Genomic DNA, 15,616 nt, shown 5'->3' with positions numbered 1-15,616 from the left:
GCTCCTGCAAGCAGGAGCGGGGATTCGTGTTTCAAGCCAGCTTCGACAAGTGCGCGGTGACGGTCTTCCAGTCGGGAAACTTGGTGCTGCCGAACTTGATCCACTCGCCCTCGAATCGATCTGCGCCGTTTGCTCCGCGGTCGTCGACGAGGTACTCGCCTCGATTGAGGTGCTTGTGGTGCGAGAGGATCAGACGTTTGTACGCGACGCTGCCCTCCTCCATGCCGAGGTGCTCTTGGACCCACAGAACCTTGTCGTGCCAGGCTGTGGCGTTCTTCCACGGCGCTGTCGAGAGGATGTAGGTGTCGAACTGCTGCGCCAGTTGGTGGTAGGCGTCGATAGCACCGTCGAGAGGATCCATGCGAGAGAAGATGTGCGGCGCTTCGTCGAGGTCGTTCTTGTACTTATCCCGGACGCCGTCGGTCAGGCGATCGATGCCCGACTGGAAGTTGACCAAGGTGTTGTCGAGATCGATGTAGAGAATCTTTTTGGAAGCCGGCATGGGAACCCTCTCTGGAGACTTTCTGAGTGCGAAAAGAGTCCAGTTTTACGCAACTGGACTGAGATCAGTGAATTCTTCCCCCTGATCACAATCGCACGGGGGTCTGACAGAGTTGATCTCGCGGTCTGAAGTCTTGTCGTGGAAGATGCCGCCGAGGGGTGCTGCCAGGCGAAACTGCTCCAAACGAATGTAAGTACCTTCACCTTCGGCGGGCGCGAAGAAGTAGACGAGCGCCACGAAGAGTCCGATGCCGATCAGGGTTGCGAAGGTAGTCATGGACATATGATCAACTCGACTGGTATTGAGTTACATAGCCAAGTTGTCGATACTGGACTGCATGATGACTCGAGTTCTCGGTGCCCGTTCGCTTGCGCGCGATCTGGGGTCCTGGCAGGAAGAGTCCGGACGCAGGCCTGCGTACCGTGCGCTCGCCGACGGTATCCGCCTGCTCGTGCACGACGGTCGCGTTCCGCTGGGGGTCGCACTGCCGAGTGAGCGTGAACTTGCGGCGGTGCTCGAACTCAGTCGAACCACGATCACGTCGTCGTACTCGGTGCTGCGAGACGAGGGGTATCTGATCAGCCGGCAGGGTTCGCGAAGCACCGTGGCTTTGCCCGCCGGCGCGCGGCCGAACGGGTTGATGTTCCGCTCCCACCAACCGGGGCCGAGTGGGCCCGTCGTCGACCTCAGTTACGCGGCGATGGCAGCTCCCGCCGCTCAGGTCGAACTGGCGTATGCGTCTGCGCTGCAGGAACTTCCGAACTTCCTGCCCACGCACGGGATGGAACCGGTCGGGATCGCCGACTTGCGTGACGTGATCGCGCAGCGCTACACGGCGCGGGGTCTTCCCACCACCGCCGAACAGATCATGGTGACCTCGGGTGCGCAGCACGCGCTTCGGTTGTTGCTGTCGGTGCTCACCTCACCCGGCGAGCGAGTGCTGGTCGATCATCCGACGTACCCCAATGCGCTGGAAGCGATTCGGCGAAACGGTGCTCGGCCCGTGCCGGTTCCGGTCCGACCGGAGTTCGCGGCGGCCGGAGCCTGGGATCTCGACGGGATTCGAAGTGCAGCAAGGCAAACCGCTGCCAGAATGGCATACCTGATTCCCGACTTTCACAACCCGACCGGCCTCTGCATGGACTCTTCCGGCCGCGCCGAGCTTGCGAAGATTGCGCACGAAACGCGAATGACTCTGGTCGTCGACGAGACGATGGTGGACCTGTGGCTCGACGCACCGCCGCCGGCGCCGGTCGCCTCACATGGGCGAGGCGCGGCGAAAACCGAAGTGGTGACGCTCGGTTCGACCGCGAAGTCGCTGTGGGGCGGGCTACGTGTCGGTTGGATTCGCGCCGATGCCGCGCTCATCACCCAGTTGGTGGGGGCGCGTGCCGCGGTCGACCTCGGTACTCCCGTCATGGATCAGTTGGCAGCCGCTTACTTGCTCGCCGACGACCGCTCGTTGCTCGAACAGCGTCGCGAAGTTCTGCGAGAACAGCGTGCGGTACTCCTCGGTGCAGTGGCAGAGCATCTGCCGGACTGGCGTCCCACCATCGGCTCCGGCGGAATGTCGGTGTGGATGCGAATGTCCGCGCCAGTCTCGACGGCGTTGGCGGCGGTGGCACCCAACTTCGGCGTACTCCTTGCCGCCGGCCCCCGTTTCGGCGTCGAAGGTGCGTTCGAACGATTCATCCGCGTGCCGTACGCACGTTCTCCCGAGGACCTCATTCGCGGCGTCGCGTCCATCGCCGCTGCGTACGACACCCTCGCGACGGATCGCGACACGGCAGACCAACGAATGGTCGTCGTCTGAGAACTGGGTACACACCCTGAAAGTGGTGTGAAACCAGGAGGTAGGGCATGACGGCGGTAGACGGTACAGGCGCAGCGGGAACAAGTGCGGCGGACGCGCTCGCAGAACGATTGTTCGCGGCCACGCTCGGGGCGTCGGAGCTGCAGGCTGTGTATCTGGGCGACCGGCTGGGCTGGTACCGCGCGCTGAGCGATCACGGCCCGCTCACGTCGACGGAGCTGGCGGACCGGACCGGGACCGTCGAAAGGTATGCGCGGGAGTGGCTCGAGCAGCAGGCCGTCGCCGGTTATGTGGAGGTCAATTCGGATGCCGATCGCCGGTACAGCCTGCCGCAGGCCCACGCCGATGTTCTGGTCGACGACGAGAACCTGCTTTTCCTGGCGCCGTTGGCGAGGCTGTTCGTCGCGACAACGTCGTCGATGCCGCGTCTACTCGACGCTTATCGTCACGGCGGGGGAGTCACGTGGGAATCGATGGGCCCCGATGCTCGCGAGGGCCAGGCGCTGCTGAACCGGCCGATGTATCTCCAGCAGCTCTGTCAGCAGTTCCTGCCGGTAGTCACCGACCTGCACGCCATACTTGTCGGCGGCGGGCAGGTCGCTGATCTCGGGATGGGGGAGGGCTGGTCGTCGATCGCGCTCGCCCTCGGATACCCGAAGATCGAAGTGCACGGCTTCGACGTCGACGCGGCATCGGTGAACGCTGCCCGTCGTAACGCCCACGATCGTGGGGTGGACGACCGAGTACATTTCTCGTTGGTCGACGTCGCCGGACAGGCTCCTGAGGCCGGGCGAGTCGATGCCGGGACCTACGATGCCGTCTTCGCTTTCGAATGCCTTCACGACGTTCCGGATCCGGTGGGATTTCTGTCCACGGCTCGGGCGATTGCCCAGCCGGGCGCTCCGGTGATCGTCATGGACGAACGAACGGCAGATGTGTTCGATCCCGAGGCGGGTCCGATCGAGCAATTGCTGTACGGATTTTCGCTGACCTGCTGCTTACCGGACAGCCTGTCGCATCCGGGGAGCGTTGCCACCGGGACGGTGATGAGGCACTCGACACTCGAAAGCTATGCCAAGGCCGCCGGTTTCGAGCGGGTTGACGTGCTGCCGATCGAGCACGAGATGTTCAGGTTCTACAGGTTGGGCTGACGCCCCGTGCGTGGTTAGAGAGTCCTGAGGCTCCTTAACCGCGCACGGGGCCGAAGGCCCTAGGTCCAGACCGTGTCGATATCCGTCGCCTCACGCGCCGGCGCAGCAGGCATCGTGGTGGGCGTGCGCGAGAAGCGCGGTGCGGGAGCATGCTGAGTGACGCCGTCGAGTTCGATGAGCGAACCGCGGGCCGCGATGTGTTCGTTGGACGGAGCCTCGGCGAAAGTCAGGACAGGGGAGACGCAGGCGTCGGTGCCGAGGAAGATCTTGGCCCACTCGTCGCGAGTCTTGGACAAGAACTTTTCGGTGAAGAGCGTCTTCATGTCGTCCCACTTGGACGTGTCCATCTGGTGAGGGAGCGTCGCGGGATCGAGTTCGAGGCCCTCGAGCAACAATGCGTAGAACTGCGGTTCGATGGATCCGACGGCCATGTACTTGCCGTCGGAGGTCTCGTAGGTGTCGTAGAACGGAGCGCCGGTGTCGAGGAGGTTGACGCCGCGCTCGTCGGACCAGACGCCGCGACCGCGGAATGCCCACATCATGTGCGAGAGCGCGAGGGTTCCGTCGACCATCGCCGCGTCGACGACCTGGCCCTTACCGGACGTCGAGCGCTCGACGAGAGCCGACAGAATGCCGAAGATCAGGAACATGGAACCGCCGCCGAAATCGCCGACCATGTTGAGCGGCGGGACGGGGCGTTCACCCTTGCGTCCGATGGCGTTGAGGACACCGGTCAGTGAGATGTAGTTGATGTCGTGACCGGCGGCGTTGGCGAGCGGTCCTTCCTGTCCCCAGCCCGTCATACGGGCGTAAACGAGGCGCGGATTGCGCTCCGACACCACGTCGGGTCCGAGTCCCATGCGTTCCATGACGCCGGGGCGGAAGCCCTCGATGAGGACGTCGGCGCGGCCCAGGAGATCGAGAACCTTGGCGACGTCGGCCGGATCCTTCAGGTTGGCCTCGACGATGCGGCGGCCGCGCTTGATCTGGTCGGTTGCGTTCGAGTCCTGCGGAATCTGCCCTGCGCGCTGCACGATGACGATGTCGGCGCCCATGTCCGCCAAAAGCGTCGCGGCGTGCGGGCCCGGTCCCAATCCAGCGAATTCCACGATCCGAATGCCCGCGAGCGGGCCCTTCTTCTCCACAGCTTCTGCAGACACACGCACTCCCAATTCAGACGGTGACAACACTCCTGACTCGACGGTAACGTGTCGAATCGGTCAGGTGTGCTCCGGGGCACTGTGTCCGCCGAGGGAGGCGCCGATCACTAGACGGCGGCACCCTCGAACTGAGCGTTGTAGAGACGGAAGTACGCGCCCGCCGCTGCGATGAGTTCGTCGTGTGTGCCCTGCTCGACGATCTTGCCCGCCTCCATCACGACGATCAGATCGGCGTTACGGATGGTGGAGAGCCGGTGCGCGATGATGAAGCTGGTGCGCCCGACGCGCAACGCGGACATTGCTTGCTGCACAAGCTGTTCCGTACGTGTGTCGACCGAGCTGGTCGCCTCGTCGAGAATCAGCAGCGACGGCTCCGACAGGAATGCTCGGGCAATCGTGATGAGCTGCTTCTCGCCGGAGCTGATGTTCGATGCCTCCTCGTCCAGCACGGTGTCGTACCCGTCCGGGAGCGTGTGGATGAAGCGGTCGACGAAGGCAGCGCGTGCGGCTTCGTGGATCTCGTATTCACTGGCGTCGAGCCGGCCGTACGCGATGTTGTCGCGGATCGTTCCGCCGAAGAGCCAGGTGTCCTGCAGGACCATGCCGACGTGCTTGCGCAAGTCGGAGCGGCGCATCTGCGAGATGTCGACGTCGTCGAGAGTGATTCGGCCCGAGTCGACTTCGTAGAAGCGCATGAGCAGGTTGACCAAGGTGGTCTTGCCGGCACCGGTGGGTCCGACGATGGCGACCATCTGCCCGGGCCGAGCCGTCAGGTACACGTTCTCGATCAACGGCTTGTCCGGCTCGTAGCGGAACGAGACGTTCTCGAACTCGATGTGTCCGACGTTGCGATGGCGTCCGGCAGGCTCGGGCATTAGTGGCACGTCGATGTCGGGCGACTGCTCGGGTTCGTCGAGAAGCTCGAAGACCCGCTCGGCCGACGCTGCTCCGGACTGCAGGCTCGTCGACATGGACGCGATCTGCGTGAGTGGTTGGCTGAACTGGCGCGAATAGACGATGAACGCCTGAACGTCACCGAGTGACATGTTGCCGCTGGCGACCTTGAGTGCGCCGACCACAGCGAGCAGCACGTAGGTGATGTTTCCGACGAAGTTCATGACCGGCATGATCAGGCTGGAGAGGAACTGTGCGCCGAAGGACGCGTCGAGGAGTTTCTTGTTCTGCTCGGCGAATTCACGCTCGGCTTCGGCCTGATGCCCGTACACGCGTACCAGGTCGCGACCGCTGTAGTTCTCTTCGATCTGTGCGTTGATCTTGCCCGTCTCGGTCCACTGAGCCTTGTACAACACCTGTGCACGCTTGGCGACCCTGGCAACGAGGAGCACCGATACCGGCACCGCGATCAGTGCGATCAGGGCGAGCATCGGAGAGATGACGAACATCATTGTCAGGACGCCGAGGACGGTGAGCACCGACGTCAGGAGCGAGGTCAACGTCGACGACAACGTCGACGAGATGTTGTCGATGTCGTTGGTGACGCGGCTGAGGATCTCGCCGCGAGGTGTCTTGTCGAAGTATGGAAGGGGGAGACGGTGAAGCTTCGCCTCGACCGAGGCACGCAGGTTGTAGATGGTCTTCTGGACGATGATGTTGAGGAGGAATGCTTCCAACCAGGCAAGTAGCGACGAGAGCAAGTACACGACGATCGCGAGCATGACGACTTTGCCGATGGCGTCGAAGTTCAGACCTACACCGGGAACGACGTCGGTCGAGTTGGCGACGAGGTCGGCGAACGTCGAATTTCCTGATGCGCGGATCGCCTCTGCTGCCTGATCGCGGGTCAGTCCGGCGGGCAGGCTCTTGCCGATGAACCCGGCGAAGATGAGGTCTGTCGCGTGACCGAGGATCTTCGGCACCGCGACGGAGAGCGCGATGCTGGCGATCGTCGCAACGACGACACAGACGACCGCAAACTTGTGTGGCTGCAGAAGCGAGAGAAGCCGCTTCATCGTCGCCTTGAAGTGGCGAGGTTTGGTGTCCGTCGCGGTCAGCGCGGGCTTCGGCTCTTTGTCGGGGTTCTCGGGGTTACTCGACTTCGCATCCCCGTCCGCGGATTCAGGTTCGCTCGGGATCTTGGCGAACACCACCGTCGGGGCATCGTCGAAGTACTGGCTGTTGGGGCTGCCCCACGTCGGGTCCTGCGGGCTGGTCATGCGCTCATCTCCGCGGGAATCTGGGAAGCCACGATCTCTTGGTACGTCGGACAGTTGGCCAGAAGGAACTGATGGTCGCCGAGACCGACCGGAGCGCCGTCTTCGAGGACCATGATCTGGTCGGCATCGATGATGGACGCGACGCGCTGCGCGACGATGATGACCGTCGAATGAGTCGATACCGTGCGGAGTTCGCGTCGGACCGCGGCGTCGGTGTGCATGTCGAGTGCGGAGAACGAATCGTCGAAGACGAAGATCCGGGGTCTGCGGACCACAGCTCTGGCGATGGCGAGACGTTGTTTCTGTCCGCCCGAGAGATTGCCGCCGCCCTGCGCGATCGGAGACTCGAGACCGTCGGACAGTTCCCGGACGAAGTCGTCTGCCTGGGCGATGGTGAGGGCTGCCCAGATGTCGTCGTCGGTGGCGGTCGGGTTTCCGTAGCGGATGTTGCTCGCGATCGTGCCGGCGAACAGGTACGCCTTCTGGGGCACGTATCCGAAGTTGGCGAAGAGTTCGTCCTGATCCCAGCCACGCACGTCCAAGCCGTCGACCAAGACGGCGCCGGCCGTGACGTCGAAGAGTCGGGGGATGAGTGAGACGAGGGTCGATTTGCCACTACCGGTACTGCCAACGATCGCGGTGACCGTTCCTGGCATGCATCGCATCGAGACATTCGACAGGACCGGCGTTTCGGCTCCCGGATACGTGAATCCGGCTCCACCGAACTCGACAACGCCGTAGGGGCTGGTCGGGCGAAGGGGCTGGGCCGGCGCGGGCACGGTCGGCTCGGTGTCGAGTACCTCGGTGATGCGGTCGGCACACACGGCCGCGCGGGGGATCACGACGGCCAACATGGTCGCCATTACCACGGACATCAGGATCTGCATGACGTAGGCGAGGAAGGCGCTGATCTGCCCGATCTGCATGTCGCCGGTATCGACCAGATGCGCGCCGAACCACAGCACCGCGACGCTCGACAGGTTGGCGATCAACATGACGGTGGGCAGCAGAACCGCCTGGTAACGACCGATGAGGAGCGAGGTGTCGGTCAGTTCCTTGTTGGCTTTGTCGAAGCGGATCGTCTCGTCGGGTTCTCGAACGAATGCGCGAATGACACGCATACCGGTGAGCTGTTCGCGCAGTGATCGATTGATGTTGTCGATCCGCGTCTGCATCGTCCGGAAATGCGGGATCAGCTTGGCCACCACGACCGAGACGGTGATGCCGAGCAGTGGTACCGAAATCGTCAGGAGCCAGGACATCTGCAGGTTCTCGCGCAGCGCCATGATGATGCCGCCGATACACATCAGTGGGGCGCTGACGAGCATCGAGGACGTCAGCATGACCAGGGCCTGGATCTGCAGGACGTCGTTGGTGTTCCGTGTGATCAGCGTCGGCGCACCGAAACTGTTGAATTCGCGATCAGAGAAGCTGCCGACGGCCTTGTAAAAGGCGCCTCGAACGTCGTGGCCGAAGCCCATCGACGATTTTGCCGCCAGATAGGTCGACGCGACCGACGCGATGATCGACGCAAGCGAGACCAGCAGCATGATCCCGCCGGTGGACATGATGAATCCGGTGTCGCCTCGGGCGACACCGTCGTCGATGATCCGAGCGTTGAGCGTGGGGAGGACTAACGACGCGATGGCCCCGAAGAGTTGAAGTGCGAGGACCCCGGCAAGCAACCAGCGGTACGGCGGCAGGTACGCCTTGAGGAGTTTTGCTAGCACGACGGTTCCCGGTGAGTTGCTTCGGTTGCCGCTCGTTCGCGATTGATCACAAGCACACGGTATGACAGATCGTGGTCGAGGTTGGCACCGACTCTGACGATTGCATCCATTTGTCCAAATCGAATGTGATGTCCAACACACTTGAATTCGATATTGGTTTCAGGTCACAGGGCCTGAACTGCTGGTTTACACATTGCTCCAATATGTCACGGTCCTTCTTGGATAGAAACAAACTGGACGTACGTATTTAGCTTGGCTACAAAGAGGCGGAGCGAACAAAACGTGCGCCGCGTCATAGATATTCATGCAAGGAGTCACACATGGGATCCCTCGGAAACCTTCTCAAGGCCAACGGCATGGGCTGGGGCATTCTCCAGCTTCTTCCCCTGGTCAACATGCTGAAGACCCTTCAGGGGCTGGACACCGCGAGCTCGAACTCCTGACGTTCGACCACAACAATTCTTCCGAAACAACACAGGAGTAGTCGCATGACCTCGATTCAGAATCTCGACGCCTTCCTTAAGAGCGTTCTCGCATTCGTGACCAAGTTGAACGCGGGATCGGCGGACGGCTCGGGTTCGGCTGGTTCCACTGCCGAGTAATTCTCGGTCCCCACTTCATTTCAACTGCATCCCGACATAAGGAGGCCCGACATGGGTTCATTCGAAGACTTCAGCGGCGTCGTCAAGACGTTCATTCCGGTACTCAAGGACCTGTTCACGGCACTCGGTGGTGGCTCGCTCACCCCGGGTAGCGGATCGGCGGCTGACAAGTAAGTCCCGTTTGTCCGAAAGTGTGGCTCGCGGTTGTCTGCGGGCCACACTTTTTGCATTTCAATTGTGAGCTAAATCGCATTATAGGATATTTCGAACCGTCTATTTGGCCTCTGAACTGCAATTATGCCAGAAGGTGTTACCGACAGTTCAAGTTGGTAGCTATTCGGTAGCTAGACAAGTGTGGGCAGTCAGTCTATAAATGCAGGCAGCGCCAAGTTAGTGCGCTACATCACAGCTCGGGATGTTGTTCGGGGGGCGGTTCAGCCATCCGCGCGGCAGAAGTTCCCGAACCATCTCGGCCACCGCCTGCGGCCGGAATGGCGCTGGAACATCACACCACCTCACAAACAGGAGAACCTCCTATGTTCGGATCACTCAGCACCCTCGGACCCCTGCTCACCGCGCTCGGAGCTTTCCTCAAGTCCGTTCCCACCGAATCGCTGTCCGGCGAGGGCGAGGGCTCGTCCACCGGTTCACTCTCGGGTCTGTCCAGCGGATCCGCCGAGTAGTCATCCCTTCCGGCAGGTCCATTCGGCTCTGCCAATCGGATTGCATGCAGGTGCCCTCTGTCCACTGTCGTGGCCGGAGGGCACCCGCGTTTGCGGAGATCTTCGTAGTTGCCGTTTTGGCGTGTGAACACAGAACTGTGAGTGGCAGCACCTGCGTACGATGGTTCGACGACATCGGCATACGGTCACCGCGACGTCCGGTGCTCCCGAATTCAGAGGTAGCCGACCGCGAGGTGACGCATGGTAGGGACGAGTCGCTTTCTGCGCCTTCTCCTAGTGCTGGCCGTTGTACTTGCGGCTTCGTTGATCGGCATCCTCACGCGCCCACCAGGGTTGCTCGCGACATTCTGGTGCGCCAACGCCATTCTGCTGGGAATGATGGTCAGATGGCCGGTCCTGATCGAGTGGCCGACGTGGATCGCTGCGGCTGTCGGATACGTCTGCGCTGACCTGATCACCGGCAACTCGCTCTCGCTTGCGGTGCAGTTGAACGGGGCGAACCTCGCCGGAGTCACAGTCGGTGTTCTTGTTCTGTACTACTTGAAGCGCACACCGTTCCGATTGGTCGATTCGCAGTCGCTGGTGTGGATGGTCTTCGTCTCGTTCGTCGCGGCGACTGGTACCGCGGCCACTGCCGGCGCCTTGGACCGGCTCTTACGCGGTCAGTCATTTACCGACACGTTTTTCCACTGGGGCGCCACCGAGGTCATGGCGTACCTGCTGGTCCTTCCTCTCATTCTCACTCTCACCATCCCGTCGAGCCTTGCTGAGTTCCGCAGCAAACTGACTGCCAAAACCGTCGCCGCTATGAGCGTTCCGCTACTCGCCACTGCAGCCTGCGTGCCGATCGCCCTCAGTATCGAAGGGCCGATCGCGCTGGTCCTTCCGATTCCGGCTCTCCTGTGGTGCGCCACTCGCATCTCGGTTCCGAGCACTGCCTTCGTTTCCGTGGTCTGGTCGGTGTGGTCGCTCATGATGGCGGGTAGCGGTCGACTCGATATCGGAGATCAAGCCGCCTCGACGTGGAACGAGGACGTCATCACGGCCATTGCCGTCACGCTGATCGCGTTGGGTCCGATCGCGGTTGCCTGTGCGACCGAGGAACGTCGCGCTGCCGAGCGTGAGCTCTTCCTTGCTGTCGAATTCGACCATCTGACCGGGGTCCTCTCGCGTGGTGCGTTTCTCGGGCATGCGGAATCGGAGCTTGCCGCCGCGGCTCGCACACAATCCCCGGTCGGCCTGCTGATGCTCGACCTGGACCACTTCAAGAGCATCAACGACACGCATGGACATATGACCGGTGACAGCGTTCTCGCCAACTTCGCCGAACGGGCCGCTGACCGATTGTCGGACGGCGATCTGATCGGAAGGCTCGGCGGCGAGGAGTTCGCCATTCTGCTTCCGGACTGCAGCTACGCGCGAGCAGTCGATGTGGCCGAGGCGGTCCGCGGCGCGCAAGTCGAGTACTCGGCCGAATCAGAAGTGACGAGCACCGTCAGTGTCGGCGTCGCGTGGGTCGATCATGCGACGCCGGCGTTGACCACCCTCATGAGCGTCGCGGACGAGGCTCTGTACGAAGCCAAGCGCGCCGGGCGCAACCTCGTGAAAGTGCGCCGGCTCGGCAACGATGCATTGCCGCAACGGAATTCCGAGCCGGATATGGCCACCCGCACCTATCGCAAACCTGACATACCACGAACGATCAGGCGAGGATTTGGCCGCGAAGGTGTGGTGGACGGCCGATAACTGCGCTGACCTGCATCGGGATTGGCATATAGTCGCACCCATGCAGCTTGATTCGACGCCTTCGCCCCTGCCGACGCTTCCGCTCCGATTCGGAACTCCCCTGACCGAGAACTCCATCCGCGTGATGATGTTGGGATCAGGCGAGTTGGGTAAGGAAGTTGTCATCGCGTTGCAGCGTCTGGGCGTCGAAGTGATTGCGGTGGATCGGTATCCCGATGCCCCTGGACACCAGGTGGCTCATCGTGCGCATACCGTCGACATGACCGATCCGGAAGCGCTGCTTGCCGTCATCGAGTTGGAAAAGCCTCACTTCGTGGTTCCTGAGATCGAGGCCATTGCGACGGATGCGCTTGCACTCGTTGAAGAACGCGGGGCCGCGGTGGTCATTCCCACCGCCCGCGCCACCCAGCTCACGATGAACCGTGAGGGGATCCGTCGGCTCGCGGCCGAGGAGTTGGGCCTGCCCACTTCGCCGTACGCTTTCGCGGACTCGCTTGCCGAAGTGCAGGCAGCGACAGACCGAATCGGTTTCCCGTGCGTCATCAAGCCCGTCATGTCCTCGTCGGGGAAGGGACAGTCGACGGTTCGATCCGCCGAAGATCTCGACGCCGCATGGGATTACGCGATGGCCGGAGGTCGTGTGAATCACGGCCGGGTGATCGTCGAGGGTTTTGTCGATTTCGATTACGAGATAACACAATTGACGGTTCGCGCCGTCGGTGAGAGCGGTCAGGTCGAGACGTCGTTCTGCGAGCCGATCGGGCACCTGCAGGAAGCCGGTGACTACATCGAATCGTGGCAGCCGCAGCAGATGTCCGCAGTTGCCCTCGCCTCGGCCCGAGACGTCGCCGAGAAGGTGACCACGGCTCTGGGCGGGCGAGGCATCTTCGGCGTCGAGCTATTCGTGAAGGGCGACGACGTCTTCTTCTCCGAAGTGAGCCCACGGCCGCACGACACCGGATTGGTGACTCTGCGGACGCAGCGACTTTCGGAGTTCGAGCTGCATGCCCGCGCGATCCTGGGCTTGCCGGTCGACACGACGCTCACGGTGCCGGGAGCATCGGCGGTGATCTACGGCGGAATGGAGGCCAAGGGGATCGGATTCGACGGCGTCGCCGAGGCACTCTCGGTTCCCGAGACGGACCTGCGGCTCTTCGGCAAGCCCGAGAGCTTCACGCGTCGTCGCATGGGTGTTGCAGTGTCGACGGCCGCCGATGTGCCGACTGCACGCGCCCGTGCTCGCGAGGCCGCGTCGAAGGTGCGTCCCGTCGGATGAGTCCTGTGGCCGAGGTCCTCGTCGGGCTGGTCATCCTGGTCGGTCTGATCGGTGTCGTCGTTCCGATTCTTCCGGGGACACTTCTCGTTTTCGGTGCAATTCTGGTGTGGGCGATCATGACCGGTGGCGCGACGGCGTGGACGGTGTTCGCGCTGTCGACGCTGGCACTGGTGGTCACCGGGATCGTGAAGTACACCTGGCCAGGCAAGCGGATGAAGTCCGGGGGAGTGCCCAACCTGTCGGTGGTGGTCGGCGGAGTCGTCGGCATCATCGGGTTCTTCGTGATTCCGGTCGTGGGCTTGTTCCTCGGATTCATCGTCGGAACGTATTTCGCCGAACTAGCGCGGCTGCGCCGTTACGACATCGCCTGGTCGTCGACGCTTCACGCGGTGAAGGCAGTCGGATTGTCCATGCTGGTGGAACTGTTCGGAGCGCTGATCGCGGCGGGGCTGTGGCTGGGAGCCGTCGCGTTCACTTGAGCGCAGCGGTACCAGGAGCGGGCGTTGTCGCACATGACCGCGGACAGGTCGTCGCCGACAGCTTCGGCGATCACGTCCAGGTCGTGGACCTCGAACGCTCGACGTGCCCGTGTGCCGGGTAGATCGGTGCCGAACATCAGCGCAGCGGGGTTGACCGCGTGGATCTGGCGAAGCACGTCGCCGACGTCGGAGATGGTGGTGCGTCCGAACCCGGTGGCTTTGACGCGTACCCCGCGGTCGACGAGGTTCAGGAGATACGGCAGTCCGCGGGTGGACATTCCCAAGTGGTCGATGCTCACCGCCGGCAATTTGGCGAAGACGGGTTCCAGCGACAGCAACAGCGTGGCATCGACGTAGAACTCGGCGTGCCAGCCGACCAGATCGAATGCGCGGTTGGCGAGATCGGCGAGTAGACGCAGGTCGGTGGCGCCTCGGCGCAGATTGAATCGGACGGCGCGCACTCCCAGCGCGTCCAGCGCAACGATGTCTTCGTCCGTCGCATCGAGCGGCAAAGCAGTGACGCCCACCCAGCCTTCGCCGAGTTCGGACAAGGCGGCTTTCAGGTATTCCTGGTCATTGCCCTGGTACGACGCGGTCACCACAGCGCCGCCGTCAACACTCAGGCCCTTCAGTGAGGCAAGCCGGGCCCGGTAATCGGCCACGGTGAAGGGCTCAGGCAGGTACCCGTGATTCTCGACCAGCGGGAAGCGCGGGTCGATGATATGCACGTGGGCGTCAAACACGGGGTCTATTTTGCCCTGTTGCCCTGGGTCCCCGCACACACCACCGGCCCGATGTGACCTGGGTCGCGTCGGGCCGGTGGAGGGCTTCTGTTCAGTTACTTCTGCGCACTCAGTTCGCGCGGTCGGGCTCGGACGCCTTCAGCATGTCGTGACGCTCGACGACCTTGATGCGCTCACGGCCTTCGGGCTCGCCCAGGCTGCGCTCGTGCGCGTCGAGGCGGTACCAGCCCTGCCAGGTCGTGTACGGCACCTGCTTGCCTTCGAGGAACTCGATGACAGCGTTCTCGTCGGGGTTCGCGGCGCCGGCGAAGCCGACGGAATCCTCGAGAAGATTCGCGACGGTTTCGTTGGCGTCACCCTTCGTGTGGCCGATGAGGCCGACGGGGCCGCGCTTGATCCAGCCGGTGACGTAGGTGGCCGGCATGAACCGGGCTGCGCCCTCGGCGTTGTCGTCGGCGACGACGCGTCCGGCGTCGTTGGGGACGGTGCCCGCCTGGTCGTCGAACGGCAGCTGCGTGACGTTCTGCGAGAGGTAACCGACGGCGCGGTACACGGCCTGGACATCCCAGTCCTTGTACGTGCCGGTGCCCTTGACGTTGCCGGTGCCGTCGAGCTGAGTGCGCTCGGTGCGCAGGCCGACGACCTTGCCGTCTTCACCGAGGATCTCCGTGGGAGATTCGAAGAAGTGCAGGAACAGCTTGTGGGGGCGGGCTCCGACATCGCGGATTGCCCAGTCCTGCAGCGTGTTCGCGACCATGTCGACCTGCTTGGAGTTGCGGCGAGCCTGCTCGGAGCCCTCGTCGTAGTCGATGTCCTCGGGGTCGACGATGACCTCGATGGTCGGGGAATGGTCGAGCTCACGCAGTTCGAGAGGCGTGAACTTGGCCTGGGCCGGGCCACGGCGTCCGAAGACGTGAACCTCGACGGCCTTGTTGTTCTTGAGGCCCTCGTAGACGTTGGCGGGGATCTCGGTCGGCAGCAGTTCGTCGCCGGTCTTGGCTAGGACGCGGGCGATGTCGAGCGCAACGTTGCCCACGCCGAGGACAGCGACCTTCTCGGCTTCGAGCGGCCACGTACGCGGTACGTCGGGGTGGCCGTCGTACCAGGAGACGAAGTCGGCCGCGCCATAGCTGCCGTCGAGTTCGATACCCGGGATGCCGAGCGCGCGGTCGGCGTTGGCGCCGGTCGAGAAGATGACCGCGTCGTAGAACGACTGCAGGTCGTCGAGGGTGATGTCGGTGCCGTAGTCGATGTTGCCCAGCAGGCGGACCTGAGGCTTGTCGAGCACCTTGTGCAGAGCGGTGATGATGCCCTTGATGCGCGGATGATCAGGCGCGACGCCGTAACGAATCAGGCCGAAGGGCGCGGGCATGCGCTCGAAGAGGTCGATGCTGACGCCGCGGCCGGAGACTGCGGTGTCGGATTTCATGAGGGCGTCGGCGGCGTAGATGCCGGCGGGGCCGGCGCCGACGATCGCGACCCGGAGTGGGCGGTTGGAGTCAGTCATCGTGAGGACAGCTACCTTCTTCGAAGTTCGGACAACATATCGACAAGTAT

Annotated in this window: 15 protein-coding genes; 8 read left to right on the top strand and 7 right to left on the bottom strand. The window is 62.9% G+C overall.

Translation table 11 applies throughout. The features are described from left to right. Positions 1-31: 31 nt before the first annotated feature. Together CPI83_RS22035 and CPI83_RS22030 are read right to left on the bottom strand one after the other, a co-directional pair. Positions 32-502: a hypothetical protein gene (locus CPI83_RS22035; protein ID WP_092765806.1), complete on the bottom strand. Its 471-nt coding sequence runs from the start codon at positions 500-502 to the stop codon at positions 32-34. A 45-nt stretch (positions 503-547) separates the two neighbouring features. Next, positions 548-778: a hypothetical protein gene (locus CPI83_RS22030; RefSeq protein ID WP_021343262.1), complete on the bottom strand. Its 231-nt coding sequence runs from the start codon at positions 776-778 to the stop codon at positions 548-550. A gap of 61 nt (positions 779-839) precedes the next feature. On the opposite strand from CPI83_RS22030, the gene CPI83_RS22025 reads away from it, so the two are divergent. Further along, on the top strand, positions 840-2,315 hold the full coding sequence (locus CPI83_RS22025; protein ID WP_019749471.1) for a PLP-dependent aminotransferase family protein: 1,476 nt from the start codon (positions 840-842) through the stop codon (positions 2,313-2,315). Between the two features lie 47 nt (positions 2,316-2,362). Beyond that, on the top strand, positions 2,363-3,466 hold the full coding sequence (locus CPI83_RS22020) for a class I SAM-dependent methyltransferase (RefSeq protein ID WP_020906655.1): 1,104 nt from the start codon (positions 2,363-2,365) through the stop codon (positions 3,464-3,466). A gap of 59 nt (positions 3,467-3,525) precedes the next feature. Here the strand turns inward: CPI83_RS22020 and CPI83_RS22015 are convergent, their stop codons facing one another. The 3 genes from CPI83_RS22015 to CPI83_RS22005 all read right to left on the bottom strand — a co-directional run bounded on the left by CPI83_RS22015 (position 3,526) and on the right by CPI83_RS22005 (position 8,530). After that, positions 3,526-4,626 carry a CaiB/BaiF CoA-transferase family protein gene (locus tag CPI83_RS22015; protein ID WP_097388229.1) on the bottom strand — a complete coding sequence of 367 codons (1,101 nt, stop codon included), beginning with the start codon at positions 4,624-4,626 and terminating at the stop codon, positions 3,526-3,528. A gap of 107 nt (positions 4,627-4,733) precedes the next feature. Next, positions 4,734-6,800 (bottom strand): ABC transporter ATP-binding protein, encoded by a 2,067-nt coding sequence (locus CPI83_RS22010; protein ID WP_019749474.1) that lies wholly within the window; start codon positions 6,798-6,800, stop codon positions 4,734-4,736. Next, positions 6,797-8,530, bottom strand: a complete 1,734-nt coding sequence (locus CPI83_RS22005; RefSeq protein ID WP_019749475.1) for an ABC transporter ATP-binding protein — start codon at positions 8,528-8,530, stop codon at positions 6,797-6,799. Before CPI83_RS22005 ends, CPI83_RS22010 begins: the two co-directional genes overlap by 4 nt. A gap of 320 nt (positions 8,531-8,850) precedes the next feature. Here CPI83_RS22005 and CPI83_RS31360 point away from each other — a divergent pair, with 320 nt between their 5' ends. From CPI83_RS31360 to CPI83_RS21985, 6 genes are all read left to right on the top strand, one after another. Beyond that, positions 8,851-8,973, top strand: coding sequence for a hypothetical protein (locus tag CPI83_RS31360; RefSeq protein WP_003944443.1), 123 nt, complete (start codon positions 8,851-8,853; stop codon positions 8,971-8,973). A 210-nt stretch (positions 8,974-9,183) separates the two neighbouring features. Beyond that, the gene (locus CPI83_RS31355; protein WP_258955654.1) at positions 9,184-9,306 is read left to right on the top strand and encodes a hypothetical protein; all 123 of its coding nucleotides are present in this window, start codon (positions 9,184-9,186) and stop codon (positions 9,304-9,306) included. 362 nt (positions 9,307-9,668) lie between these two features. Beyond that, the gene (locus CPI83_RS22000) at positions 9,669-9,815 is read left to right on the top strand and encodes a hypothetical protein (RefSeq protein ID WP_003944356.1); all 147 of its coding nucleotides are present in this window, start codon (positions 9,669-9,671) and stop codon (positions 9,813-9,815) included. Positions 9,816-10,055: 240 nt separating this feature from the next. Further along, positions 10,056-11,561, top strand: coding sequence for a GGDEF domain-containing protein (locus tag CPI83_RS21995; protein WP_232816781.1), 1,506 nt, complete (start codon positions 10,056-10,058; stop codon positions 11,559-11,561). 40 nt (positions 11,562-11,601) lie between these two features. Then, entirely contained in the window at positions 11,602-12,837 is a 1,236-nt protein-coding gene (purT, locus tag CPI83_RS21990; RefSeq protein ID WP_020906658.1) for a formate-dependent phosphoribosylglycinamide formyltransferase, read from the top strand. Next, a complete protein-coding gene (locus tag CPI83_RS21985) occupies positions 12,834-13,316 on the top strand; it encodes a DUF456 domain-containing protein (RefSeq protein ID WP_019749482.1) in 483 nt (160 codons plus the stop codon). Before purT ends, CPI83_RS21985 begins: the two co-directional genes overlap by 4 nt. Here CPI83_RS21985 and CPI83_RS21980 read toward each other — a convergent pair. Further along, positions 13,220-14,059, bottom strand: coding sequence for an amidohydrolase family protein (locus tag CPI83_RS21980; protein WP_024487914.1), 840 nt, complete (start codon positions 14,057-14,059; stop codon positions 13,220-13,222). The genes CPI83_RS21985 and CPI83_RS21980 overlap by 97 nt on opposite strands. A 109-nt stretch (positions 14,060-14,168) precedes the next feature. Next, the gene (locus CPI83_RS21975) at positions 14,169-15,566 is read right to left on the bottom strand and encodes an FAD-dependent oxidoreductase (RefSeq protein ID WP_019749484.1); all 1,398 of its coding nucleotides are present in this window, start codon (positions 15,564-15,566) and stop codon (positions 14,169-14,171) included. Positions 15,567-15,616 lie beyond the last annotated feature (50 nt).

Source organism: Rhodococcus sp. H-CA8f, from assembly GCF_002501585.1.
Lineage (GTDB): Bacteria > Actinomycetota > Actinomycetes > Mycobacteriales > Mycobacteriaceae > Rhodococcus_F > Rhodococcus_F erythropolis.
Note: the sequence above shows the minus strand (reverse complement) of the source record. Positions and strands in the feature narration are given on the sequence as shown.